The organism is Flavobacterium crocinum (assembly GCF_003122385.1).
GTDB lineage: Bacteria > Bacteroidota > Bacteroidia > Flavobacteriales > Flavobacteriaceae > Flavobacterium > Flavobacterium crocinum.
Genome location: NZ_CP029255.1, coordinates 70,514 through 94,801, shown reverse-complemented (window position 1 = coordinate 94,801; position 24,288 = coordinate 70,514). Strand labels below are relative to the sequence as shown.

Annotated in this window: 24 protein-coding genes and 1 riboswitch; of the genes, 8 read left to right on the top strand and 16 right to left on the bottom strand. The window is 33.0% G+C overall.

What is annotated here, in order from left to right:
• Positions 1–37 precede the first annotated feature (37 nt).
• The 8 genes from HYN56_RS00490 to HYN56_RS00455 all read right to left on the bottom strand — a co-directional run bounded on the left by HYN56_RS00490 (position 38) and on the right by HYN56_RS00455 (position 7,980).
• On the bottom strand, positions 38–1,069 hold the full coding sequence (locus HYN56_RS00490) for a YncE family protein (RefSeq protein WP_109190399.1): 1,032 nt from the start codon (positions 1,067–1,069) through the stop codon (positions 38–40).
• Between the two features lie 4 nt (positions 1,070–1,073).
• Entirely contained in the window at positions 1,074–2,909 is a 1,836-nt protein-coding gene (locus HYN56_RS00485; protein ID WP_109194687.1) for a TonB-dependent receptor plug domain-containing protein, read from the bottom strand.
• 28 nt (positions 2,910–2,937) lie between these two features.
• Positions 2,938–3,141, bottom strand: a riboswitch (cobalamin riboswitch).
• Between the two features lie 69 nt (positions 3,142–3,210).
• Positions 3,211–3,744, bottom strand: a complete 534-nt coding sequence (gene cobC / locus HYN56_RS00480) for an alpha-ribazole phosphatase (RefSeq protein WP_109190398.1) — start codon at positions 3,742–3,744, stop codon at positions 3,211–3,213.
• Positions 3,729–4,526: an adenosylcobinamide-GDP ribazoletransferase gene (locus HYN56_RS00475; RefSeq protein ID WP_109190397.1), complete on the bottom strand. Its 798-nt coding sequence runs from the start codon at positions 4,524–4,526 to the stop codon at positions 3,729–3,731. Before HYN56_RS00475 ends, cobC begins: the two co-directional genes overlap by 16 nt.
• 183 nt (positions 4,527–4,709) lie before the next feature.
• Complete coding sequence (locus HYN56_RS00470; RefSeq protein ID WP_109190396.1) at positions 4,710–5,141, bottom strand: transposase; 432 nt, start codon at positions 5,139–5,141, stop codon at positions 4,710–4,712.
• A gap of 57 nt (positions 5,142–5,198) precedes the next feature.
• Positions 5,199–6,878: a nicotinate-nucleotide--dimethylbenzimidazole phosphoribosyltransferase gene (cobT, locus tag HYN56_RS00465; protein WP_109194686.1), complete on the bottom strand. Its 1,680-nt coding sequence runs from the start codon at positions 6,876–6,878 to the stop codon at positions 5,199–5,201.
• Positions 6,879–7,005: 127 nt separating this feature from the next.
• The gene (gene cobU / locus HYN56_RS00460) at positions 7,006–7,515 is read right to left on the bottom strand and encodes a bifunctional adenosylcobinamide kinase/adenosylcobinamide-phosphate guanylyltransferase (protein ID WP_109190395.1); all 510 of its coding nucleotides are present in this window, start codon (positions 7,513–7,515) and stop codon (positions 7,006–7,008) included.
• A gap of 117 nt (positions 7,516–7,632) precedes the next feature.
• A complete protein-coding gene (locus HYN56_RS00455; RefSeq protein WP_394336255.1) occupies positions 7,633–7,980 on the bottom strand; it encodes a DUF5522 domain-containing protein in 348 nt (115 codons plus the stop codon).
• A gap of 109 nt (positions 7,981–8,089) precedes the next feature.
• Between HYN56_RS00455 and HYN56_RS00450 the strand changes: the two genes are divergently transcribed.
• The 4 genes from HYN56_RS00450 (at position 8,090) to HYN56_RS00435 (ending at position 11,701) form a co-directional block, all read left to right on the top strand.
• Positions 8,090–9,232, top strand: coding sequence for an ABC transporter substrate-binding protein (locus HYN56_RS00450; protein WP_109190394.1), 1,143 nt, complete (start codon positions 8,090–8,092; stop codon positions 9,230–9,232).
• A 61-nt stretch (positions 9,233–9,293) separates the two neighbouring features.
• Positions 9,294–10,262: an iron ABC transporter permease gene (locus HYN56_RS00445; protein WP_167398352.1), complete on the top strand. Its 969-nt coding sequence runs from the start codon at positions 9,294–9,296 to the stop codon at positions 10,260–10,262.
• 147 nt (positions 10,263–10,409) lie between these two features.
• A complete protein-coding gene (locus tag HYN56_RS00440; RefSeq protein ID WP_205727644.1) occupies positions 10,410–10,823 on the top strand; it encodes a GxxExxY protein in 414 nt (137 codons plus the stop codon).
• Positions 10,824–10,921: 98 nt separating this feature from the next.
• Positions 10,922–11,701, top strand: coding sequence for an ABC transporter ATP-binding protein (locus HYN56_RS00435; protein ID WP_109190392.1), 780 nt, complete (start codon positions 10,922–10,924; stop codon positions 11,699–11,701).
• A gap of 199 nt (positions 11,702–11,900) precedes the next feature.
• Here the strand turns inward: HYN56_RS00435 and HYN56_RS00430 are convergent, their stop codons facing one another.
• The 3 genes from HYN56_RS00430 to HYN56_RS00420 form a co-directional block, all read right to left on the bottom strand.
• A complete protein-coding gene (locus tag HYN56_RS00430) occupies positions 11,901–12,356 on the bottom strand; it encodes a tRNA (cytidine(34)-2'-O)-methyltransferase (RefSeq protein WP_109190391.1) in 456 nt (151 codons plus the stop codon).
• A 71-nt stretch (positions 12,357–12,427) separates the two neighbouring features.
• Positions 12,428–13,000 carry a pseudouridine synthase gene (locus HYN56_RS00425; protein ID WP_109190390.1) on the bottom strand — a complete coding sequence of 191 codons (573 nt, stop codon included), beginning with the start codon at positions 12,998–13,000 and terminating at the stop codon, positions 12,428–12,430.
• A 49-nt stretch (positions 13,001–13,049) separates the two neighbouring features.
• Positions 13,050–13,265 carry a hypothetical protein gene (locus tag HYN56_RS00420; protein ID WP_109190389.1) on the bottom strand — a complete coding sequence of 72 codons (216 nt, stop codon included), beginning with the start codon at positions 13,263–13,265 and terminating at the stop codon, positions 13,050–13,052.
• Between the two features lie 146 nt (positions 13,266–13,411).
• Between HYN56_RS00420 and HYN56_RS00415 the strand changes: the two genes are divergently transcribed.
• From HYN56_RS00415 to HYN56_RS00405, 3 genes are all read left to right on the top strand, one after another.
• Entirely contained in the window at positions 13,412–13,786 is a 375-nt protein-coding gene (locus tag HYN56_RS00415) for a hypothetical protein (RefSeq protein ID WP_109190388.1), read from the top strand.
• Between the two features lie 156 nt (positions 13,787–13,942).
• Complete coding sequence (locus tag HYN56_RS00410) at positions 13,943–14,698, top strand: SDR family NAD(P)-dependent oxidoreductase (RefSeq protein WP_109190387.1); 756 nt, start codon at positions 13,943–13,945, stop codon at positions 14,696–14,698.
• 305 nt (positions 14,699–15,003) lie between these two features.
• Complete coding sequence (locus HYN56_RS00405; RefSeq protein WP_109190386.1) at positions 15,004–18,447, top strand: T9SS-dependent choice-of-anchor J family protein; 3,444 nt, start codon at positions 15,004–15,006, stop codon at positions 18,445–18,447.
• Between the two features lie 59 nt (positions 18,448–18,506).
• Here the strand turns inward: HYN56_RS00405 and HYN56_RS00400 are convergent, their stop codons facing one another.
• Genes HYN56_RS00400 through HYN56_RS00380 form a run of 5 tightly spaced genes read right to left on the bottom strand, consistent with a single transcriptional unit; the run spans position 18,507 to position 22,612 of the window.
• On the bottom strand, positions 18,507–19,031 hold the full coding sequence (locus HYN56_RS00400) for a MepB family protein (RefSeq protein WP_109190385.1): 525 nt from the start codon (positions 19,029–19,031) through the stop codon (positions 18,507–18,509).
• Between the two features lie 44 nt (positions 19,032–19,075).
• Complete coding sequence (locus HYN56_RS00395; protein ID WP_109190384.1) at positions 19,076–20,728, bottom strand: hypothetical protein; 1,653 nt, start codon at positions 20,726–20,728, stop codon at positions 19,076–19,078.
• Entirely contained in the window at positions 20,725–21,276 is a 552-nt protein-coding gene (locus tag HYN56_RS00390; RefSeq protein WP_109190383.1) for an RNA polymerase sigma factor, read from the bottom strand. Before HYN56_RS00390 ends, HYN56_RS00395 begins: the two co-directional genes overlap by 4 nt.
• Before the next feature lie 51 nt (positions 21,277–21,327).
• A complete protein-coding gene (locus HYN56_RS00385) occupies positions 21,328–21,726 on the bottom strand; it encodes a hypothetical protein (protein ID WP_109190382.1) in 399 nt (132 codons plus the stop codon).
• A gap of 7 nt (positions 21,727–21,733) precedes the next feature.
• Positions 21,734–22,612 (bottom strand): protease complex subunit PrcB family protein, encoded by an 879-nt coding sequence (locus HYN56_RS00380; protein WP_109190381.1) that lies wholly within the window; start codon positions 22,610–22,612, stop codon positions 21,734–21,736.
• A 197-nt stretch (positions 22,613–22,809) separates the two neighbouring features.
• Here HYN56_RS00380 and rmuC point away from each other — a divergent pair, with 197 nt between their 5' ends.
• The gene (gene rmuC, locus HYN56_RS00375; RefSeq protein ID WP_109190380.1) at positions 22,810–24,183 is read left to right on the top strand and encodes a DNA recombination protein RmuC; all 1,374 of its coding nucleotides are present in this window, start codon (positions 22,810–22,812) and stop codon (positions 24,181–24,183) included.
• Positions 24,184–24,288: the final 105 nt, after the last annotated feature.

Sequence of the window (24,288 nt, the reverse complement as noted above, 5' to 3'; positions counted from 1 at the left end):
ATGAAAGCCTTTTTTAGTCCAAAAATATAATCTAATTCTAATTATTAGAGTAGAAACCGTTTGGTCCTAGACCAGCAGTTACTGTTTTTAGCACTGCACCCGTTGAAGAATATACGGTAACAGTTCCGTCTGCAGTAAATTCGTTAGCGGCTCCTGAATAAATTTTTCCATCAATAACACCAAAACCATAAAAAGTTGACCAGTCGTTGTCTGTTACAGAAAACAAAGCTTTTTCTGAAAAAGTTGTAGCAGATAAATTCATTGCATAAACTCCTAAACCTTGAGTATAATAGATTTTGTCTCCATCAATATCCATATTCAAAGCTCCTTTTACAGTAGTCGATTCTATAGATGTTGCAGTATCGGTAGATGTATTAATTTTGAATAATTTACTTTTTGTACTATTTCCTGCTAATACATAAACAGTTCCATTATTTGCTTCAATAGAATTAATTCCATTTTCAAGAGTAAGAGTTGTAGTTACCGCATTAGTAGACGGATTGATAACTGTTACTTCACTTCCGCTTCCATAAGCAGCGTTTGTAACATATAATTTTCCGTTTGCAGTTACAATTTTTTCAGAAGTTTTGCCAATTGAAATTGAATTTAAGTATGCATAAGTTTTAGCGTCATAAACAGTTACCGCTTTAGAAATTGCATTTGTTACATACAATTTGTCATTTAAAACAACACTGTAACGCGGATTTTCAAGTTTTTCAGTAATCGTTCCAAGACTTTTAAGCGTGTAACGGTTCACTACCTCTACTTCATTAGAATTGTTTACCACAATAAAGGCTTTGTCATTGCTGAAGCTTAGAGATTGTGCTACATCCCCCAACACAACAGTTGGATTAACTACTTTAAAAATATCATTTTGAAAAGTAGCTAAGTCATTTGAAAGGTAAGATACAGAAGCATTAACAGATTTAAAGTTTCCTTCATTCAAAATAAGTACGCCGTTGTCATATGCACCTAATGGAACATCATTATTATCATCATTATCACTGCTACAAGATGCAAACAGAAAAGCAGATGCTATAATTCCTAAATAAAGATTTTTTAGTTTCATGTTATTAATAATTAAGGTTTAAATAAATGGTTAAATTTCGTCCTGGCATAAAGCGGTTAGGAAGCGCTTCATACTTTTCATTCCAAAGATTAGCGGCTTTGACTCCCAGTTTGAAAATATTTTTTTTGCTAAAGTTATAGTCAACTCCTATGTTAGAAACATTGTAAGCGTCAAGTATATATTTTGGATTATTGTCTGATGTTGTAAAAACTTCTCCCGTAAACATAATTTGATAATAGGCAGAAAGTTTTTTGTGGTAATAAGATGCTGCACCTGTCATTTTATGATAGGGAACATAAAAAAGCTGCTTGTCTGTTTTATCATTTAATGAAACGGTATAAGCATAAGTTCCATTAAAATCAAATGTATGTTTGTTAAAGCTTTTTCTCCATCCCAAAAGTGCTTCGGTACCATAGATAGTGACTCTGTCTGTGTTTTCTGGTATCCAATTTCCTGAACTATTGGGCAGCCATCGAATCATATCCTTAATTTTCATTCCGTACGCTGTAAGAGTAAGTCGGAAATCTTTGTATTTAAATTCATTGCCTATTTCTGCCTGAAAAGAACTTTCCGGTTTTAAATCAGGATTGCCGCTTCCTTCCCAATACAAATCATTAAATGTTGGAATTCTGAAGTTTCTAGAAAAATTAAATTTAAGCTTATAGAAATCTGAAAAATCATATCGCGAACCAACCGAAAAAAGGACGGGACTTTTGTAAGCATCTGAAACCTCTTTTCGAGCACTCATTTCATAATTCCATTTATCTGTAAGCGAATGTTTCCACAAAAGACTTGCACCTCCAATTTCACGTATGCTTTGGCCAATTCCAGAACCATTTCCATCATTTCTGGTGTAATCTAAAATGGTGCTTATTTTCATTTTAGCAGATATTGTGTAATCTAGATCATACTTTCCTATAAAGCTTTTTACACCTCCAGAAGTATGTCCGTCTCTATTAATATCTTCAAAATAATTATAATGTTCACTAATATAAGCGAGTTTTAAATTAGAATCAAATTTGCTAAAGGAACTGCTCCAAGTCAATAAATTTCGAGTATTATAATCTTGGTATTTGGTTTTGGTTTCATTTGGTGAAGTGAGCGAAAAATGCCTTTCGCCATCAAATATTTCGCTGTAAAATTTAATGCTGTTTTTATCATTGATTTTGTAACCTACAGCTGCATCAAGAGTATTATTGTAGTATTGGCCATTTTTATTCCATACTTCTTGACCTACAAATTTAAAATCATTATCAGAGCTGTTTCTGGTAAAACTTGCATCAAAACTCCATTTTTTAGTTCCTGCTGTAATACCGTAAATAGCACTTAAAGTATTAAACTCTCCATAATAGATTTGAAAATCATTTTTGAATGTATCAGTAAATTTCAAATCATTATTTAAATGAATTGTTCCTCCAATGGCACCACTTCCATACACAACACTTCCTCCGCCGGCTTTTACATCTATCGAATTAAAACCTCTTGTTGAAATGGTATTAAAATCTGCCTGCCCTAATAATTGAGAGTTTACATTTATACCGTTCCAGACTACTACCGTTTGTTGTGAAGTTGTTCCTCTGAATGAAGGGGCAGAAGTCATACCTAATCCATTTTCTTTAAAATATAATACCGTATTGTAATTTAAGAGCGAAGTTAAAGAGGATTGATTTTTACTTATAATAGAATCCGTTAAACGTTGAATCGACTGTGTATTCGAGAAATTTTTAAGATTATTGTCGGAAACAATTACTTCTTTCAGTTTATTAATAGAATCATTTTGCGCCAAAACAATCTGGCACAACAATAGAAAACAAAAAGCAAACCTTAATTTTATAGTCATAATTTCTTCACTCTTTTTCCCGAGAGCTTGATAATTTGTTATAAAGGCAGGTCTCCTGGCTTGCGTCTTGTTGTTTTCCTTCCCATCACGCAGGGCGTGACAGTGGCTTTGCAGTTTACAACAAGCATTCGTTTTTTAGAACTAAGCTTACAGTTGCGGGTACAGCTCAAGATTTTACTTGATTCCCTTTTAATGTGTTTATCAAAACACAACCTTATTTTGCCGCAAAGATAAAGTTAAAAATACGGATTATTCAAATTTGTTTCATTATTAAGCCTTAAAAGTAAAACAAACGGAATATTTATAATTCGATTCTTATAACTTGTCCAAAATCTACTTTATTCTGAAATGCTTCTTTTAAAGGTAAGGAACTTTGATGACATAAAATGCTTCTAATGATTCCTGCATGCGTCACAATAATAATTGGATGTTCTGTTTTACAAATTTTTTCAGATAAAAATTCTCCAACTCTTTTATGTAATTCTGTAAAAGATTCGCCATTTGTGGCTTTTATATTTACAAAATCTTCCATCCAGGGATTGAGTTCCTCGGGCGAAATTTCATTCCAGTTCTTTAGTTCCCATTCGCCAAAATTCATTTCCATTAAACGTTGATCTTCCTGATAAGAAATTGTATTTATGTTTTCCTGAATATGTTTTGCCAAAATTACACAGCGTTTTAACGGACTTGAAAAAATTACAGCTTTTGAAGGTAATTCGGAAATGATTTTAGAAAAAATTTCATCAAAAGGTTCTGCAATATTGACATCCGATTGTCCGTAACAGATTCCTTTCTCACAAATGGTTTCGGTATGACGGACTAGATAAATTTCCATAAAAATAAAAGGCTTAAGTAAAAGAGAACTTCACAAACTTGTTGCGTCGCTCCTAGACAATCTCCTGTATAACCGTCTATCCATTTTTGGAAATATCTTGCTAAAAAATATCTGGTTATAAAAACCGGAATAACTGCAAATAGAACTTTAGGATCGAAATAAGAAAACACAAGTAAAGGAATCAATCCAAAAAAGAATGAACCAAAAACTTCTTTCCAGGTAAATTGTTTGGCAATAGGTTTGCTTTTGCTAGAAGCATCTTCGCGAGAATATTCATGTGTGAAAATAATACTGATTGCAGCCAACCGACTCAGGGAATGAGCAGAAACAAACAAAAGCCAAATTTTAAAAACAGCCATGCCATCATAAATTTGAAATAGCAAAATAGATTCTGAAAGCAGTTTGAATTTTAGTAGAAAAAGTAAAACCAATCCGATTGCGCCATACGCGCCAATTGCACTGTCTTTCATAATCATCAGGATTTTTTCTTTAGTCCAGCCTCCGCCAAAACCATCGCAGACATCTGCAAATCCGTCTTCATGAAAAGCTCCCGTTGTTAAAACAGAAATAATTAGTGCAAAAATAACAGCCGTTTCTGTAGAAAGAAACAGAGCAAATAGAGAATAAATGATAAAAGAAATGCTCCCCACAATCCATCCAATAAAAGGAAAATATCTTGTAGCTTTATTTAAATAATCAGGATGATGTGTAATGTTTTTTGGACAAGGAATGCGTGTGTAAAACATTAAACAGGTAAAGAAAATATGGAGTTCTTTTTTCATTTAGATTGCTGTTGTTTGGCTAAAGCCTATTTATAACAAGCAAATTTATAACCTCCAGATAAATCTGGAGGCAACTCAAAGAAGAAAAATTAAAAAAAAATAAATAATTCAATAATTTGAATTGCCAACATCTTTAGATGTTGGTTCATTTAAAGGCAAAGATAAAGGCTTTAGCCAAACTTTTTAAGTCGGTTTAAAGCCAAACTTGATCATAAACTCATCATATTCTTCCTGAAATGTTTTCTTTTTATGATGTTCTTCCTGATTTTTAATATAATCTCGAACTTTATTAACAATAGATTCCGAAACGGAAACAGCAAAATATTCATCCTGCCATTCAAATTTATTATTTGTTAATTGGTTTTTATTGATCCAGTAAGAAGATTCTCCTTTTAACAATTGTATTGTTTTCTGAATAGTTTGATCATTTCCCAGTGAAATTAAACAATGACAATGATCAGAATAGCCACTTATAAAATCTAGATAAATATCTTTTTTTAAGGCATTTTCTTTTATATGATTCCAGACTTTTTCGCGTAGACCAACTGAATTTAAAAACGGAAATCTGTTTTTGGTGCTCCAAACGCAATGAACATAAATCTTAGTAAATGACATAGATTGATAGTTTTAAAAATAATTCAAATTTAAAAACTATTATTCATAAATAAGGAGTTATTTCCTACTTATTCCGGCGCTCTCAAAACTAGCCATTTCATTCAAAAAAGCCTCAGCCGATTTTAAAATAGGAAAAGCAATTGCGCAACCAGTTCCTTCTCCCAATCGTAAATCAAGATTTAGAATAGGTTTTGCTTCAAGATATTCGAGTAATTTTATATGTGCTTTTTCAGCAGAGCAATGACAGAAAACAGCATTATTTTTAATATTCGGATTGATTTTAGAAGCAATTAAAAAAGCTGTAGTGCAAATGAAACCATCAATCAGAATCAGCATTTTATTTTCGTAAGCCGAAAGCATTCCGCCTGCCATTTGAAGAATTTCAAAGCCACCGAAATAAGAAAGTTGTGATAGTAAATCGTTTTGACCGGAATAATTTTCGATCGCTTTTTTTAGAATGTTTTGTTTTTGCGTTAATTTATCATCTGAAACTCCTGTTCCCTTTCCGATACATTCTTCAATCGGAAAACCAGTTAAAAGACTCATTAAAACAGAGGCGGTTGAGGTATTGCCAATTCCCATTTCGCCAAAGCCAATACAGTTTGAACCTGATTTTGCACTATTTTCAACAATCGATTTTCCTTTTTCAAAACACAATTGAACTTCTGATTCACTCATAGCGGAAACATGCAGAAAAGACTGAGTTCCTTTAGCGATTTTACAATCTATTAATTTTGTATTGGTTGGAAAATCGTAATTAACGCCAGCATCTGCAATAGACAATTCAATATTATTTTGTTTGCAAAAAACATTTATTGCTGCTCCTTCATCCAGGAAATTAGTAACCATTTGACGTGTTACGTCTTGTGGATAATCGCTCACACCGTGATTGGCAATTCCGTGATCGGCAGCAAAAACAACAATAGTAGGTTTTTCAATTTTCGGATTTAAAGTTTCAAAAACAGTTGCTATTTGAAAAGCTAAGGTTTCTAAAGTTCCCAGTGAACCAACAGGTTTTGTTTTGGAATCTATTTTTTCCTGTAAAAGCTTGTGGAAATCAATTTTGTTATCGTTTTCAGTTTTTACGTTTAACTCAAAATCAGGAATGTTTATTTTATGAATTTCCGAAATCTCTTTGCAGATTGGAGCTTCTGATTTTTGTTTCCAATGCAGTTGTTGTAACATTGGCTGATTGTTGTAATTGGTAGCTGGTTTTCCGATACAGAAATAACCCAGCGGTTCTATATTTTCAGGTAAATCGAGGATTTTTTTAAATTGGTAGTAATTCAAAATCGAAACCCAGCCCATGCCGTAACCTTGTTCTGTTAGCGAAAGCCAGATATTCTGTGCTGCACAAACGGAACTGAATTTTACTGCTTCGTTACTGCCGATTGTTCCAATCGTAAATTGATTCAAAACCGAACGATCGTAAGCGATAATAAGTCCGATTGGCGCTTCTTCAATAGCTTCGAGTTTAAGTGAATTATACAATTCTTTTTGATCCTCGTTATCGGTAAGTTCAGCCGCTTTTTTGTTATAATCTAAAAACAGCTTTTTAATCGAGGTTTTAACTTCATTAGATTTGATGAGAAAATATCTAGTCGCATCAGTTAACCCCACAGAAGGCGCCCAATGACCAGCCTGCAAAGCTTTCTGAATTACTTCATCGGGAACTTCGTCGGTTGTAAAATGTCGGGTGTCACGGCGTGATTTTAATATATCGTCTAAATTGCTCATTTCTTTAAATTCCAATTTTTTAAACTCCAAATTCCAAATCTGAAAATGGAAAGATTCTAGTAAAGGTAAAGCATAGCTTTGGAATTTGGAGTTTAAAAGTTGGAATTTCGTTTCAATTTATTGGAATTTAACCTTTTATTTTGACCGGAATTCCGGAAACCATCAAAACAACTTCATCAGCATTTGAAGCCAGAAACTGATTCATCCAGCCTTGCAGTTCCACAAATTTTCTTCCAATGTAAGTTTCAGCATGAACGCCCATTCCGATTTCATTGGTTACAATAATGATATTAGCATTTTCTTGATTGGCTACGGCAAGAAATTCTTTTTTGGCTTCTTCCAAACTTAGCTGAACATCATTTTTAGTATCCACAAAAAAGTTAGTTAGCCAAAGTGTAACGCAGTCAATCAAAGCGGTTTTTTCGGAAAAATCGATTTTACTTAAAAATTTTTCTTCTTCAATGTTCGTCCAGCGTTCGTCTCTTTCCTGCTGATGTCTGTCAATTCGGTTTTGAAAATCAGAATCCCATTTTCTGGCTGTTGCAACATATATTGGATTATTAGAAAGTGTTAAAGCTAAATTTTGTGCATAACTGCTTTTTCCTGAACGCTCGCCGCCGGTAATTAAATAAATCATTTTTTTTGAAAGGTTATAAGTTGTAAGTTAAGAGTTAGGGGTTAGGGGTTAGGGGTTAGGATGTGTTGTTATAGCGCAAAGTAACAAAGAGTTTTTCAACTTTTAACTCATAACTTTTTAATAAGGACAATGTCGGCAATTATTTCCACAGCAGGTTCCTCTTTTTAAATGGTACCAGGTTTTAAAAACCATGTTTCCATTTTCAATATAGTAATCAATGCCTTCAATTAATGTGTTTGTTTTTGGTAAAGAAATCGCTTTGTTTTTAGGAGCGTTTGATGGATTTATGGTTTCTATATAGGCATCAATCTTGTCTTCACATGCCTCTTTGAAACACGTAGGACAAAGACAATCTCCTCCTTCAGAAAGAGTGAAAATGGGCGGGTAGTCATTGCACCAGCATTTTTTTTCTACAGATATATCTCCACAGCTGAACTCAGATTCACAGCTAGAGCAAATTTTCATTTTTGTGGTATTCATGTTGTAAAGATACAATTGTTTAAATTTGTAAGAATAAAGGTAAACAAAAAAAATAGAAAATACTTTACCTTTGTCACCATCCAAAACATAAAATATGAGACATTTATTGCCGAAAATGATTTTTATAGCTTCTTTTTTTATCTTTTCAGGATGTAAGAAGAATGAAAAAGCAGAAGCTGTAAAAATCGAAAATGTAAAAAACAGCATCGAATACGCGAGCGGACTTTCGATCGTAAAATATGATGATTATTCAGTTGTAACTGTCTCAAATCCATGGCCAAATGCCAATAAAGATTTCAAATATATTTTAAAAGAAAAAGACGGAAAAGTACCGGATAGTCTTCAAAATTACACCACAATTCAGGTTCCGTTAGAGTCTGTTGTGGTTACTTCGACGACGAATATTCCGTTTTTGGAAATGTTGGAAGTTGAAGATAAATTGGTTGGTTTTCCGCATACTGATTATATCTCTTCAGAAAAAACCAGAGTTTTAATTGATAAAGGTTCTGTGAAAAACGTTGGACAAAATGAAAAACTAAATATCGAGCAATTAATCGAATTATCTCCGGATTTGATTGTCACTTTTGGAGTTGATAACAACAATCCGATGTTGGATAATCTGAAAAAAAGCGGATTAAACGTTTTAATTCAGGGCGACTGGATGGAACAGTCTCCAATTGGAAAAGCAGAGTGGATCAAACTTTATGGTGCATTATTCGGAAAAGAAGATAAAGCAAAAGAGCTTTTTGATAAAATTGTTCAAAGCTATAATCAGGCGAAAAAATTGGTGGCAGATAAACCTGCAACTTCAAAAGTTTTATACGGTTCTATGTATGAAGATGTTTGGTATGTTGCTAAAGGAAACAGTTGGGTGGCCGAGTTTATGAAAGATGCAAAGGCTAATTATTTATGGGCAGATTTAAAGGGAACCGGAAGCGAAGGTTTATCTTTTGAAAAAGTTTTAGACAAAGCCAAAGATGCAAATGTCTGGATTGCATCCGGTTCGTTTAAGAGTTTGGAAGAGTTACAAAAGGCAAATCCGCATTATGGAGAATTTGATGCTTTTAAAAATAAAAGTGTTTACAATTTTGAAGGTAAATTGGGAGCAACCGGCGGTACAGTTTATTACGAATTGGCTCCAAGCCGTCCTGATTTAGTTTTAAAGGATTATATCAAAATTTTCCACCCTGATCTATTATCAGGTTACGAATTTACTTTCGCATCAAAACTGAACTAAATTGGCGAATAAAAAACGAAATACCATTTTATTTGTCATTTTGGCGTTGGGGCTTTTGCTGATGTTTTTCGCAAGCATTAGTTTAGGTTCTGTTATGATTCCTGTAAAAGATGTTTTTACCAGTTTAACAGGTGGACACGCAACAAAATCGACCTGGGAATATATCATTATAAATTATCGTCTGCCGAAGGCCATTACTGCCGTTCTGGTCGGAACAGGACTTTCGATCAGCGGACTTCTGATGCAGACTTTATTCCGTAACCCGTTAGCGGGACCTTATGTTTTAGGATTAAGTTCCGGAGCGAGCTTAGGAGTAGCTTTTGTGATTTTAGGAGCAGGATTTCTGCCTTCTTTTTTAAGTGCAATTGCATTGTCTTCGTATGGAATTGTTTTAGCCTCTACAGCAGGAAGTACGTTGGTTTTGCTTTTAGTTTTATTAGTTTCACAAAGATTGCGCGACACGATGGCCATTTTAATTGTCGGATTAATGTTTGGAAGTTTTACAACCGCAATTGTAAGCGTTCTGACTTATTTCAGCACAGCTGAACAACTTCAGAAATTTACTTTCTGGTCAATGGGAAGTCTGGGGAATCTTTCGTGGACAACAATTGGCATTTTGGCCACTTGTGTTGGAATCGGTTTGCTTTTAAGTGCCAAAAGTATAAAACCTTTAAATGCATTACTTCTTGGAGAAAATTACGCCAAAAGCATGGGACTGAATTTTAAACAAGCAAGATTAATAATCATATTTGCAACAAGTATATTATCCGGAGCAATTACGGCTTTTGCAGGTCCGATTGCTTTTATTGGATTAGCAGTTCCGCATATTGCCAAACTGACTTTTCAAACCAGTAATCATACCGTATTATTTTGGAGTACTTTATTTTTTGGTTCGATTATAATGCTGTTTTGCGATATTGTTTCACAAATGCCAGGATTTGAGGTTACGCTACCAATAAATGCAATTACGTCTATTATTGGAGCGCCGGTTGTAATCTGGCTTTTAGTAAGGAAAAGTAATTTTAAGTAAAAGATTACAGAATTTTAATATCTTAGTTTTTTTAAACACATAGAAACATAGATTTCTATTTTTTTTGAAAGTTGATTTGAAAATTTACTAGTAAATTAAAACATAGACTTTGCGAAAATGGAACATGTTATTTTAAAAATTAAGATCATGATTACTCAAAAATATTTAGATGAATTAAGTTTCAATGTTATAGGGGCTTGTATTCAAGTGCATAAAACGATTGGAAGAGGATTATTGGAAAGTGTTTACCATGAATGTTTAAAAGAGGAATTGAGTTATCGTAAAATAAATTTTTTCACAGAAATGAATGTGCCTTTGATTTACAGAGATAAAGAATTAAATGCTAATTTAAAATGCGATTTATTTATTGAAAATTGTTTAGTTGTAGAATTAAAAGCAATATTAGAATTAAATCCTATATGTGAAGCACAGTTAATGACTTATATGAAACTTCTAAAAGCGCCAAAAGGTATTTTAATTAATTTTAATTGTTTTAATATTTTTAAAGAAGGTCAAAAAACATTCGTAAACGAATATTACAAATTACTCCCAAAGGTATAAGCTTAAAGACTATGTGTTAATTTACGAGTAAATTTTCAGATAAACTTTTAAATGAAAAATAGAAATCTATGTTTCTATGTGTTTAAAAAATAACCACAATGACTAAAAGTATTTTACAAACGTCAAATTTAAGTATTGGATATAAATCCAAGAAAGGTGTTACAACTGTTGCCAAAGATCTGAATTTAAATCTGGATTCAGGAAAACTGATTACTTTAATAGGAGCAAACGGAATTGGAAAATCGACTTTACTTCGGACTATAACCGGAATTCAAAAACCTTTATCAGGAAATGTTTATTTGAATGAAAAAGAAATTTCACATTATAAACCTTTAGAACTGGCGCAAAATCTAAGTTTAGTTTTAACAGAAAAACTGCCTGCAAGTAATCTTTCGGTTTTCGAATTAGTTGCGTTGGGTCGTCAGCCTTATACCAATTGGGTGGATAGTTTGTCGAAAGAGGATATTGAGAAAGTTCAGGAAGCATTGCGTTTAACTCAGATTGAACACTTAGCTTCAAAAAAACATTTCGAAATCAGTGACGGACAATTGCAGAAAGTCTTAATTGCAAGAGCTTTAGCACAAGATACTCCGCTGATTATTTTAGATGAACCTACAACACATTTGGATTTATTGCATAAAGTTTCTTTATTTAAATTATTGAAGAAACTAACACAAGAAACGGAGAAATGTATTTTGTTTTCAACCCACGATATAGATCTAGCCATTCAGTTAAGCGACGAAATGATTATTATGACGCCGGAAAACATTGTACAAGACCAGCCTTGTAATTTAATTTCGAATGGTAGTTTTAATAATTTGTTCAAAGACGAACATATTATTTTTGATGCGGAAAAAGGGAAGTTTATTGTGAATTGATGTCAACTCTTCCTGCAAGGTTTCCAAAACCTTGTAGGTTTAACTTCTAGATTCTGGCTGGAAATATTATAGACCTACAATGTTTTGGAAACCTTGCAGGAACGTAGCTGACTATAACCTTGTAGGTTTAACTTCTAGATTCTGGCGAGAAATATTATAGACCTACAAGATTTTGGAAACCTTGCAGGAGCGTAGTTGACTATTTCTTCAATCCAATTTGTCTTTTAGCCTCACCAACCACAAAAGCCACAGAATTCGCAATATTAAAAGAACGAATAAGCGGAGACATCGGAATCGTCAAATGATTCTCAAAACGCGCCATAAATTCCTTGCTTAAACCAACGCTTTCTTTTCCGAAAACCAACCAGTCACCATCCTGAAATTCATTTTGTAAATAAGACTTTTCAGAGTGAGAACTCATTAAGAACACACGAGAATGATCCGGAATCTGTGCAATCCATTCTTCAACGTTTTGATATTCGGTAACATCAAGATGCACCCAATAATCCAATCCGGAACGTTTTAAGTTTTTATCATTAATGACAAATCCGAAAGGGTGAATTAAATGAAGTCGGCTTTCTGTACCAACGCACAATCTTCCAATGTTTCCAGTATTATTTGGTATTTCTGGTTCTACAAGAACTACGTTTAGCATTTTCTTTTTTAAGTTATGAGTTAAGGGTTAAAAGTTATGAGTTCGCAAAAATTATCTAATTGTCATATTTCCTAATTATCTAATTCAAAATTGGAAACCTCAAGAACTTCACCAGCTTTTAAGTTTTGCAAATATACATTTCCTATTCGTACGCGAACCAATCGCAAGGTTGGAAAACCAACTGCGGCGGTCATTTTTCTAACCTGACGAAATTTTCCTTCTCTAACTGTGATCGAAGCCCAGGAAGTTGGACCATGACGTTCGTCTCTGATTTTTTTAGCTCTTGCCCCAAAATCCGGAATTTCGTTTACGATAAAAGCTGTGCAGGGTTTGGTTTTGTATTTGCCTCCGTCAAGACCAATTTCGACACCTTTTTGTAGTTGTTCTATCGCTTCGGGCGTAATTAATCCGTCAACCTGAACGTAATATTCTTTGTCGACTTTTTTACTTCGTACGAGTTCACTCATATTTCCGTCAGTAGTCAAAAGGAGCAAGCCTTCAGAATCTTCGTCTAATCTTCCAATTGCCATTGTTCCTTCAGGGAAATCGTGTAATTCACCCAAAAGCTTCTTCTTTCTTTTTAATTCATAAATAAATTGACTCAAATAGCCGTAAGGTTTAAAAAGAATGAAGTGTCGATGCATTTTAAATTTTTTGCAAAGATAGTTCTTTCATAAAATAAAAAACGAACATTTAGTATGGTAAGTCTGAATGGGTTTTCATTTTTTTAAGCCATTGGTAAACAAACCAAATCGCGGTAATGATAAAAATACCAATTAAAATAGAATAATATTCGGCAAAAAAATCATGAAAATAACTCCCAACTAAAATATAAGCAGAAGCCATACAAAGTTTGATGAGAATGAATTCGGCATTAGACCAGCTGGTTTTGATTTTGAAGAAATTCATAAGTAAAGTAGTTAAGTTGTATCGAATAAAGGTAATAAATAATAAAAAGCAGATGGCAATTATGAAAGAAAAGAATTACGAAACCGTAATTTTTTCATTGCCGGAATTTGTAATATTATAAATTAAATGTAAAAAATAATAATGTCATGGAAACGAATAATTTAGGAACGAAAAAGATCAACGGTACTCAAAAAAATATTGATGAATCTAAAGGAAAAAATGTTTCTCACGATAAAGAACTGAAAGATTCAAAACTGAATAAAGAAGTGGTAACGGATTCCGATGGAAATAAAAAAATAGTAGATCGCGCCCGAAACGAGAATGAAGATATTAAGACCAAACTTTCTAACACAACGTCAGATAATCCGAATTCAAATAGAGGAGTTACTACGGACGAGGAAGCAAAAAAGACGGTAGAAAACAAAGACCGAAATTCTGATATAACACCAAATCGATATCCGAATTCAAATCCGGAAAGTCGTAAAGACAGAGGAAATATGAAATTAGATGAAGACGCATAATAGTAATACGAAATTTTCAGGAAATAAAACTCATTTTAGTGTCAAATAACATAACATTAGCGCTAAGCGTTAATCTTATTGTAAACTCCTGTAAAACCTTGAATATGCTGGGATATCTTCGTAAATTTAAGGTATCAATTTAAAAACATATATAAAATGGCACTTTTAGAAAATAAAGTAGCTTTTGTATCTGGCGGTGGTTCAGGAATTGGACGCGCAGTGGCAGAAGCTTACGCCCGAGAAGGAGCAAAAGTAGTAGTATCTGATATAAATGTAGAGCACGGTGAAGAAACCGTAAAAATTATAAAAGAAAAGGACGGAGAAGCTTTTTTCGTAAAAGGGGATTCGTCCAGCGCAAGTGATAACAAACGTATGGTTGAGGTTACGGTTTCAAAATACGGCCGATTGGATATTGCCTGCAACAATGCCGGAATGGGCGGACCTGCAAAACCAACTGGAGAATATGAACCGGAAGCATGGGATAAAGTGATTGCGTTAAATTTAAGTGGTGTTTTTTACGCTTGTCGTTATCAATTGGAACAAATGGAAAAAAATGGGGGAGGAAGTATTGTTAATATTGCCTCTATTCACGGACAAGTTGCCGCACCAAATAGCGTAGCTTACACAGCAAGTAAACACGGTGTAGTTGGTTTAACTAAAAATATTGCAGTTGAATATGCTCAGAAAAACATTCGTTGTAATGCTGTTGGACCTGGTTATATTGAAACAGCGCTTTTAAAAGATAATTTAAATAAAGATATGATGAATGCCGTTGCAGCAAAATCTGCAATGAACCGTTTAGGAACTGCAGAAGAAATTGCAGAGTTAGTAGTTTTCTTAAACTCTGATAAATCATCATTTACAACAGGAAGTTATATTATAGCCGAAAACGGTGGTTATACAGCAGTATAATATTTTTGAAAATTGCATGACTAATGGAGAAGCAGTAAGCGAAAGTTTGCTGCTTTTTTTGTTATTAAAACCTCATGATTTGTAGGAAACATGGTGTTTGTAAAAAAGAAATCAAGATAGGCATGTTTTGAATTATGTTTTGAATATTTTGTTTTTTGTTGTTTTTATTTTATTATCTTTAAAGTAATCTTGAAGTTTATTGTATAATATTTATAAAAAATCGAACATTAAGTTTATGGTTTTATAATATTGGCTTAACTTTAAAGGAGATAAATTTGACTTCTAAAAACTCTATTATTTAACGTATGAAAAAACTTTACTTATCACGCCTTTTTTGGGCTTTAATATGTTTGTTTGGCTGTGTTTCTGGAAATCTTTTTGCCCAGACGATGCCAACAAAGCAATCTTTACCTGTTAAACAATATTTTGACACTTGGGAAGCTACTTCTACAGAATTTCCTGCTGGATTTCAAGGATGGACTTTAGGAGGTAATGTTGCAGCAGAAACACAATATCTAACTTCTTCAACTTTTACAGATTATAATACTATACTTGCTGGCAGAGGAGCAAATACTAATTCAGGAGGCTTTTATAATTATGATGGTAAATTAGGTTTTTTAAATACTACAAATCTTAATCTTACAATTGGTTTTGCTTTTTCAAGTACTGGAAAAACTGGGATACAAGTTAAGTATGATATTATGGCTATTAGAAATCCTGTTGGTACTAATGACACTAGAACCAACGAAGTAATTCTACAGTATAGAGTTGGGACAACGGGAAACTTTATTTCTTTATCAGCAACAGCATATCGTAATAGTTCTCAAAATCAGACAGGTAATGTTACTACACCAGTAGATTCTCAACTAAGAAAAATTACGTTGCCTTCAGAATGTGATAATCAAGATGTAGTACAAATACGTTGGATATCAAGACAAGTTTCAGGCGGTGGTCAGCGTCCATCATTTGCAATTGACAATATTGAGATAGATGAAGTGAATGATCAAGATCCACCGGTTAATGTTTCTGGTTATCCAAAAACAGATAATATCTTGGCACAAGGTTTTGATTTCATCAATAAAATAAACGAAATTGGAAAAACGTATTTCGTACTATTACCTGGTGGAAGTGCAGAACCATCAATTACACAAATAAAAGCGGGTCAGGATTCAAATGGAGTTTCAGCTTTACAATCAGGAGTTTTAGATATTACAAATGCATCTTTGGAGTATGTAAAAACTTTTACAAATTTAAGCTTAGGCACAACTTATTCTGTTTTTTCTGTTTCAGAAGATCAGCTTGGGAATATTCAAACAGTAGTAAATAAGGTTGACGTTACAACATTAAGTGTTATTCCACCAGCTTTATCTGCAACAGTTGATGAATTAAATTTAGGTGGCTTTGAACCTAATTATGAATCTGTAATTAGAAGTTATCAGATAAGCGCTTCAAATCTTACAGGGAATGTTCTGGTTACTGCTCAATCTGATTTTTTAATTTCAAAAGATAAGAGTACATTCTCTTCTTCTTTAACATTCATTCCTGCTGACTTTGCTTCTAATGCAACGCCAACAGTTTATGTAAAATATACTCCAGCTGCAATTGGCAGTTTTACAGGTTCAATCACTCATCAAACTGCTGGAGGTACAACAAAAACAGTTACTGTAACAGCTTATGGAATAAATCCTTTTGTACAAAACTTTGATGATCCAAATGTTCTTTTAAAAAATGTATGGACGCAATACAATGAAGCTGGACCAACAAACAAATGGTCTCACACGACTCAAGCAAGAAATATAAATTCAGGAACAGGTGCGGTTCTTGTGAATGGTTTTTCAGATTCTGGAGCGAGTAAAGATTGGTTAATTTCTCCAAAATTACGTTTGGATAGTTTTACAGATATCCCATTGTTGTCTTTTTATTCTCGTCAATATTATGATGGTCCCTCTTTAAAGTTAATGGTTTCTACAGATTATGATGGCGTAAGTGCCCCTAATACAGCAACGTGGACACAGATTGATGGACGTTTTCCAATAATTAAAGAAACCTATATAAAGTCTGAATACATAAATTTAACCGCTTATAAAACAAGCCCTATTTATTTAGCTTGGGTTTATGAAACAGCTTCTGGTGGAAGTGGCAATGCGGCAGAATGGTCTTTTGATGATTTTGCCATTACCAATGAAACGAAATATGTAGACTCAAATCCAATTTTAGATTTTGCAGATGTAAGTCCAAATTCGTTCTCAGCAAGCCAGTCTTTTGTTTTTACAGCAGCAGGTTATGACGATATTACGATTCAGGCTCCGGCTTCGTATCAATTATCATTGGATAATATTTCATTTGGATCAAATGTTGTGGTTTCTTCGGTAGATGCATTTGCAGGAAAAACGGTTTATGCAAGATTTGCACCTACAACAAAAGAACCTACAATTTCTGGTGTGTTAACCATTATAGGAACTTCATTAAATAAACAAATAGGATCATTTACTGGTACTTCTTGGCTTAAAGCTGATACTTTTGATGTAGTGACTTATAATGTGTCGTTTTTTGGGACAGATGTAGTGGGAAGTAATGGACAAGAATTTGGTCCAGTAAATGATCCATTACAAATTGAGAATGTAGCCAAAGTGATGAATAAATTGAATGCAGATGTTTATGCTCTTCAAGAAGTTTCAGATGATCCTTCCATTGATGTTTTAATTCAAAAAATAAATGTGAACGGAAAAACTTTTGATAAAGTAATTTGTTCTTCATGGTCTTATTCATGGAGACTTCCTGATCCAAAGTTTCCGCCTCAGAAATTAGTTGTGCTTTATAATACGAAAACAACTTCTGTAAAAAGCACAAAAGTATTGTTTAAAGAAATTTATGATCAAGTTCTAGACAATACTTTAGTTTTGCCTAATTATCCTGGTACTGATACTCCTGAAGTGAATGATAACAGTTTTTTCTCATCAGGACGTTTGCCTTATGTAGTGGAATTAGAAACTAATATTGGAGGATTTAAAAAAGACATTACTTTGATCGATCTTCATGCCCGTGCCAATAGCGGTACAAGTATAAAAGAATATAACCAACGTAAATATGATGTTGAATATTTAAAAGATGCTTTAGATTCTCAATATGCAGACTCAAATTTAATTCTGTTAGGAGATCTAAATGATGATGTAAAAGCGTGGGTAGGAAATGCAAGTACACCTTCGTCATATGAAAAATATGTGGAGGATACTACAAATTATAATCCATTGACATTAGGCATTAGCCACTTAGGTGCTGTTACTTATTTAAATTTTACTCCACCTAGTTTCTTAGATCATATCATTGTTTCTAATGAATTGTCAGATCAATATATTACTAATTCGATTCAAGTTTATGATCCAAGAAATGACATTGCAAATTATACAAGCACAACTTCAGATCATGCACCTGTAATTGCACGTTTCGAATTGAAACAAGATGTGCTTTCTACTCCAGATTTTGGAAAAAACAAATACTATGTAAAAGCGTATCCAAACCCAACAAGAGATGTTTTAAGTTTTGATGTAAAAACGACACAAGACAGAGATCTGCAAATTAGATTGTATGATTTTAACGGACGCGCCATTGGAGATCCTATAAGTGTTAAAAATGAGTCTGAAATTAGTACAGCGACTGTTTCTGTTAACAATCTGGCTTCAGGAGTTTACTTCTATACCGTTAGTGAAAATAATAAAGTGATTTTTAAAGATAAGATCATCAAAAACTAAATGATGTTTTTCTAAATAAAAAAAGGCTTCCGAATCTGGAAGCCTTTTTCATTGAAAATCTATGCGAAGAATTTTCTAAATTGATCGAAATCAATTTCATTTGAATTAGTAAGCTGTATAAAATAATTTAATTGCCATTTTTGAGTTTTTTGGGCTTGTTTACTTGTAGTTTCATCCCATGGCGGATAAACTCTTGTTGCCCGGATTCCTTCTTTGTTTTGAGTAGAAAAAATACCTTTTTCTAACAATACCTTTTTAGGAAAAATAAATAATCCCCAATTCTGATCTTTTCTAACACTAACAATGACAAAATCAATTGCATCACAATAGTCAAAAGGTGCTGTAATTCCGGCTTGATTTCGTTTCCATAAAGTAACAAACTGTCCGGTTTTGGTCGGAGTTATTTTAGCTTCTCTGTAACAGATTTTCTTTTCATTTAATAAAAAACGATAAGCGCTGTATTCCGGGCTTTCATTTTCTTTTTTAACTGCTGTTAATTGAAACTTGGCTTTATCAAAAAGGTTTTTTTGGGCTAATAATAGATCAGTTGGAAATATTGATTTTAAATCAGTATCTAAATTCATGAAAAAAGGTAAATGTATTTTCTGAAAATTACTACAAACTTAGATTAGAATGAAACATTTAAACCAAAATTTAATCCCCATTGAAACTGATTGAAAGACTGACTGTTTAACGGATTGATATAGTAATTCATTGCTGGTTCTACAAATACATTGGTTTTTTTGTAAACGCGATACTGAACCGTACTACTCAAAGTTGAACCATAAACGTAATCATTTGCACTCACATTTTGTCCAATTGATTGTCCGTCCAGAGCTACATTGTTTGAAATTAGTTTCCCTACAAATCCTCCGGTATTCAAATTAATGCTGGCTTTGTTTCTATTGAAAACAGAATAAGAAACCTCAAGAGGCATTTCGATGTATCGAAGGTTTTGATCCAATTTTCCGGTTTGTATGCTGTTATCATTTTTTAAAGCTTCTTTAGTGCTGTTAGAAACAAAAAGATAATCTGCATTATTGCTTACTACAGGTGAGGATGCTACATTTGAAGCAGCTACGCCAGGAATAAAAAGTGCATTGCTTTTTGCACTTACATAAGAGACATGCGCAACACTTTGCCCCAATTCATTAATTTTTAGCCCAGAACCTACAGCCCATTTTTTATTGATGTTGTATTTTGTTCTAACGCCATAAGAATTAGATTGTTTAGAATCTACCGTATTGCCAAGTGTTTTTTCGTTTTTGGTATTTTCAGAACTTGCAACACCGGCAAAAACAGCTACAGCCCATTTTTCTTTTTTGTCGATTAGTTTATCTTTTTTCTCTTTTTCTTCCTTTTTAGCTTCAGGAGTCAAAATGCCTTTTTCCAGATTTTGAAGTTCTGCCAGTTGCATAGAATCTACTTTGCTTAAAGAATTGCTGTTAAATTTAGAATTTTCTTTAGCATTGCTTTTATATGCTAACTCTGTTGAGGTATTTTCATTTTGTGTTTTTACAGAATTTTGTTTAACCCCAGAATTAATGGTCTCATTATTTTGTTTCAAGAAAGCTATATTGCTATTGTTTTTTACACCGGATAAATCTTCAAAAATAGAATTAGAAAGCTGTTTTTTAGCATTAGCATTAAATTTGTTTTCTTTTCCAAAAACAATTCGTTCTTCTGAAATTCCTTTGATATTGGTTTGTTTACTATTCCCTAAAATAGATTTTTTAGAAGAGGCAGTTTTAGATTTATCCTCAGAAGTATTGTAATTCTGAATCGCAAGTGATTGATTTGGTGTGTTTGCACTATTTGGCATCTGCATCTTAGATTCTGAACCAGTTTTGCTGGTTTTGTTTTTAGAATTGCTAACTGCAACAGCCGTTTCTTGTTCTTGAATTCCTTTTGTATCAGAACTATTTAATTGTTTTTCAGATGGTGAAACATTTTTTAGAGCGTCTTTTGTTTCATTCGTATTTTCATTTTTTCCAGTATTATTGTTTTTAGAAGAATCCTTTGCTTTTTCTTCCAAAACTACACTGTTTGTATCAGAACCGTTTGTATTAAAGTTTTTATTATCAAGAGAAGTAAAATGTAAAATTGAAGGCAGAAGCAACCCCAAAAATAAGCATGCAGCAGCCGACCACCAAAGAATAGCTCTCTTCTTCTTTTTAGGTTTATCTAATTTTTCCTCAATTTGTGCCCACAATTCTGGAGGCGGAACACTCGAAAAGTCTTCCATTGATGAAAAAATATCTTCTATTTTATGCTTCTTCATGCTGTCTTAAAATTTTTTATGCTCAAAATTCGCTTTTGTAAAATCTGTTTGGCGCGATTTAAATTTGATTTTGATGTTCCTTCGGAGATTTTTAATAGTTCGGCTATTTCTTTGTGTTTCATTTTTTCAAAAACATACAAGTTAAAAACGGTCCTGTATTGATCTGGTAAATCCCGAATATACTCTAGAAGCTTTTCCTGTTCCATCGGAATCACTTCCAATTCCTCTTCTTCGATAAAATCGGTGTCGGGATCAAAAACATCTAAAAAGAAACTCTCCTTTTTCTTTTTATTTAAAGTCTCTATGAGTTTATTGATGAATATTCGTTTGAGCCATCCTTCAAAACTTCCTTCAAATTTATATTGACTTATTTTTTGAAATACAATTACAAAAGCTTCCTGAAAAACATCTTTAGCATCATCTTCATTTTTCATATACTTCAAACAGATACCATACAAAACAGGAGAGAACAACTGATAAATTTTCAGTTGTCCCTCTCTGTCATTTTTCATGCACAGTTTAATGTATTTTTCTAACTCGTCTTTCAAGAAATGGTTCAAATTTGATTTTGCAAAAATAGTTTTAAATAGCTTACAAAACTATCTTTTGAATATAGTTCTGGAACCATCCTGATTGTTGCTTACAATCGTTAGGTTTTGATTATCAAGGTTTTCTATTACATAAGTCTTGCCTTCAAAGGTCACTAAGTCATGTTCAGCTTTGTCTGTATAACCTATTCCTTTTTCTATCTGATAGGGGCTGTTTCTAATTTCGATATTGTTTTTATAAGTAATCACTCTTCCGTTAGGAGTAAAGATTACTTTCTTGGTAAAACCAATAGTTTTTGGTGTTGCAAGATAAGGATTCGTGGATCCTCCCATAGATTTCTCCCAAATCCATGTGTTGACAATAGAGCCTGAATATACTTTAGAAGCATCCGCTGAGTAAAAACTGGCAAAAAGAAAAAAGGCCGCAAAAGATACAAAAAGGTGTTTCATAATTGAATTATTTTAAGCTTGTGATTTTATCCTGAATAACTTTCTTGAAAGCTTTTATTTCAGTACTTTGATCTTCAGTGTCGTTGTTGTCAATGTAAACTTTAGTTACAGATGCACCTTGACGTAATTCAAAATAAACACCACCCTGATCTGCTGCATCCGGAGAACCGTATATTTTAGTTTGTCCTTTTAATGCTAAAATTTCAGCAGGAACTGTTTTTAAAAGTAAAGTGTATTCTCCTCTTTTAATAGTTGGAGTGTATTTGTATTGACCAAAATCATATTGTCCACCAACTACATTTAAGAATTTTAAAGTATTGTAATCATTGATCTGATAGAATTTTTGACAATCTGATCCTGCACATTGATTATAATAACTTCCAATTACAATGTTGTCAGGATTTTCGTTTGTTTTATTAAAAATAAATCCTTTCTCTGTTTTTGGAATTAAAACAAAATCATAAGGGTTTGTTGGAGTCTGAGTTACGGTTTCACCAGTTGCAGGAGATTTTTCATAGTAATTAACCACTACCTGACAACCATTCATTACAATAGAAGTAATTTTAATAGCATATCCATTAGTTGGTTTTGTACCTGCAAAAATTCCAACTAAATAGTTTTTAGTAAAATCGATATTAGGATCACTTGCAACAGAACAACTATTGCTGGTTTTGGTAAATAAATTATCCATTTTTTCCTGAGAAGCAATTACAGCAACAGCTGCAGTTGGAGGAGGTGTTTTTATAGTGTAATTACATGAAAATGGAAATCCGGTGAATTCAAGATCATTAAACGTACCACATTCTATAGTTGAGTTGTTTCCATTATCAAGTGAACAGGCACTAAATCCAAAAGCTACAAATAAGCTCAGCATTAATTTTTTCATAATTTATTTTAATAGGTTTATATCTTGTAGATAGTACTTTTAAAAAAAGGTTGCGTAAAGGCAGAATTTTTTTTTATTTTTTTTCTTCTAACTAAAATGTTGGTTTAGTTTGGATTGATTATGAATTCGTGAAATTTCTATTTTTAAAACTATGAACTACGTATTATTGCGTACTTTTACGTAAAATAAACTTAGTTATGTCTGATTATCTACCATTTTTATTGGGTTTTGTTGTAGCGCTATTTATCGGTTTGTACTTAGGAAAGGTACTTTCGAACTCAAAAAATCATTCAGAAAAGGGCATTTTTGAAGAAAGATTGAATGCTTTAAATGCGCAATTGCAAATGCAGAAAGACCAATTTGAAAATGAAAAAAATAATTTTCAGAGACAATTACAATTGCATATTTCAGAAAAGGAAAGTATTCGAACAGAAAAAGACAGTTTAGCGATTCAGCTTTCTAAAAAAGAAGTTGATTTTGAAAATTTATGGGAACGCCATAAAGAACAAAAAAGCGAAATCAACGAACTTCAGGAAAAGTTTACCAAGGAATTTGAAAATCTTGCTAATAAAATCTTAGAAGAAAAATCAGCAAAGTTTACCGAACAGAATAGCGAGAATATGAAAAGTATTCTGTTGCCGCTTCAGGATAAAATTCACATTTTCGAACAAAAAGTAGATCAGACGCATAAAGAAAGCATCGATTACCACGCCGCATTACGTCAACAGATTTTGGGTTTAAGTGAAATGAATGCCCAAATGAGCAAAGAAACCTTAAACCTGACCAAAGCATTAAAAGGCGACAATAAAATGCAGGGAAATTGGGGCGAGTTGGTTTTAGAACGCGTTCTGGAAAAATCGGGTTTAGAAAAAGGAAGAGAATACGAAGTACAGCAGAGTTTTACCAATAGCGAAGGAAATCGTGTTCTTCCCGATGTTGTTATTAATCTTCCGGACGGTAAGAAAATGATTGTAGATTCAAAAGTATCACTTGCTGCCTATGAAAAATGGATTAACGAGGAATCGGAAATTTTCAAAATTGAATTTTTAAAAGAACATGTTAATTCGATAAGAAGACATGTGGAACAGCTTGGCAGTAAAAATTACCACGATTTATATCAAATGGAAAGTCCGGATTTTGTGTTGTTGTTTATTCCGATGGAACCTGCTTTTGCAATTGCTTTAAACGAAGATCCTGCTTTGTACACAAAAGCTTTCGACCGAAATATTGTGATTGTCACGCCAAGCACATTGCTGGCGACTTTAAGAACAATCGACAGTATGTGGACAAATCAAAAACAACAGGAAAATGCATTTGAGATTGCAAGACAGGCAGGAGCACTTTATGATAAATTTGAAGGTTTTGTTTCCGATTTAGTTCGAATCGGAAATAAAATAAAAGATACGAAAACAGAATACGAAAGCGCGATGAATAAACTGGTCGAAGGAAAAGGAAACCTGATTACAAGTGTCGAAAGACTCAAAAAAATGGGAGCAAAAGCCAAGAAATCACTTCCGGAAAACATTATTTCAAGAGCTTTAAATTCAGATGAAAATGAATTATTAAATTAAAAATATTTAAACACATAGAAACATAGGTTTTGTAACACTATTAAAAAGGCGTTTCACTCACATAAATACACATAGCTATGTGTGAGAAACTAGTTTCTTTCTTCT

Bases quoted from the DNA above. Each gene is read 5' to 3' on its own strand.
- HYN56_RS00430 (WP_109190391.1), bottom strand. From the start codon at position 12,356: ATGCTAAACGTAGTTCTTGTAGAACCAGAAATACCAAATAATACTGGA.
- HYN56_RS00400 (WP_109190385.1), bottom strand. From the start codon at position 19,031: ATGAATTTAGATACTGATTTAAAATCAATATTTCCAACTGATCTATTA.
- cobU (WP_109190395.1), bottom strand. From the start codon at position 7,515: ATGATTTATTTAATTACCGGCGGCGAGCGTTCAGGAAAAAGCAGTTAT.
- HYN56_RS00385 (WP_109190382.1), bottom strand. From the start codon at position 21,726: ATGAAACACCTTTTTGTATCTTTTGCGGCCTTTTTTCTTTTTGCCAGT.
- HYN56_RS00405 (WP_109190386.1), top strand. From the start codon at position 15,004: ATGAAAAAACTTTACTTATCACGCCTTTTTTGGGCTTTAATATGTTTG.
- HYN56_RS00425 (WP_109190390.1), bottom strand. From the start codon at position 13,000: ATGCATCGACACTTCATTCTTTTTAAACCTTACGGCTATTTGAGTCAA.
- HYN56_RS00445 (WP_167398352.1), top strand. From the start codon at position 9,294: ATGTTTTTCGCAAGCATTAGTTTAGGTTCTGTTATGATTCCTGTAAAA.
- HYN56_RS00490 (WP_109190399.1), bottom strand. From the start codon at position 1,069: ATGAAACTAAAAAATCTTTATTTAGGAATTATAGCATCTGCTTTTCTG.
- HYN56_RS00415 (WP_109190388.1), top strand. From the start codon at position 13,412: ATGGAAACGAATAATTTAGGAACGAAAAAGATCAACGGTACTCAAAAA.
- cobT (WP_109194686.1), bottom strand. From the start codon at position 6,878: ATGAGCAATTTAGACGATATATTAAAATCACGCCGTGACACCCGACAT.
- HYN56_RS00475 (WP_109190397.1), bottom strand. From the start codon at position 4,526: ATGAAAAAAGAACTCCATATTTTCTTTACCTGTTTAATGTTTTACACA.
- HYN56_RS00410 (WP_109190387.1), top strand. From the start codon at position 13,943: ATGGCACTTTTAGAAAATAAAGTAGCTTTTGTATCTGGCGGTGGTTCA.
- HYN56_RS00420 (WP_109190389.1), bottom strand. From the start codon at position 13,265: ATGAATTTCTTCAAAATCAAAACCAGCTGGTCTAATGCCGAATTCATT.
- HYN56_RS00455 (WP_394336255.1), bottom strand. From the start codon at position 7,980: ATGAAAATTTGCTCTAGCTGTGAATCTGAGTTCAGCTGTGGAGATATA.
- HYN56_RS00380 (WP_109190381.1), bottom strand. From the start codon at position 22,612: ATGAAAAAATTAATGCTGAGCTTATTTGTAGCTTTTGGATTTAGTGCC.
- HYN56_RS00440 (WP_205727644.1), top strand. From the start codon at position 10,410: ATGATTACTCAAAAATATTTAGATGAATTAAGTTTCAATGTTATAGGG.
- HYN56_RS00395 (WP_109190384.1), bottom strand. From the start codon at position 20,728: ATGAAGAAGCATAAAATAGAAGATATTTTTTCATCAATGGAAGACTTT.
- rmuC (WP_109190380.1), top strand. From the start codon at position 22,810: ATGTCTGATTATCTACCATTTTTATTGGGTTTTGTTGTAGCGCTATTT.
- HYN56_RS00470 (WP_109190396.1), bottom strand. From the start codon at position 5,141: ATGTCATTTACTAAGATTTATGTTCATTGCGTTTGGAGCACCAAAAAC.
- cobC (WP_109190398.1), bottom strand. From the start codon at position 3,744: ATGGAAATTTATCTAGTCCGTCATACCGAAACCATTTGTGAGAAAGGA.
- HYN56_RS00435 (WP_109190392.1), top strand. From the start codon at position 10,922: ATGACTAAAAGTATTTTACAAACGTCAAATTTAAGTATTGGATATAAA.
- HYN56_RS00450 (WP_109190394.1), top strand. From the start codon at position 8,090: ATGAGACATTTATTGCCGAAAATGATTTTTATAGCTTCTTTTTTTATC.
- HYN56_RS00485 (WP_109194687.1), bottom strand. From the start codon at position 2,909: ATGACTATAAAATTAAGGTTTGCTTTTTGTTTTCTATTGTTGTGCCAG.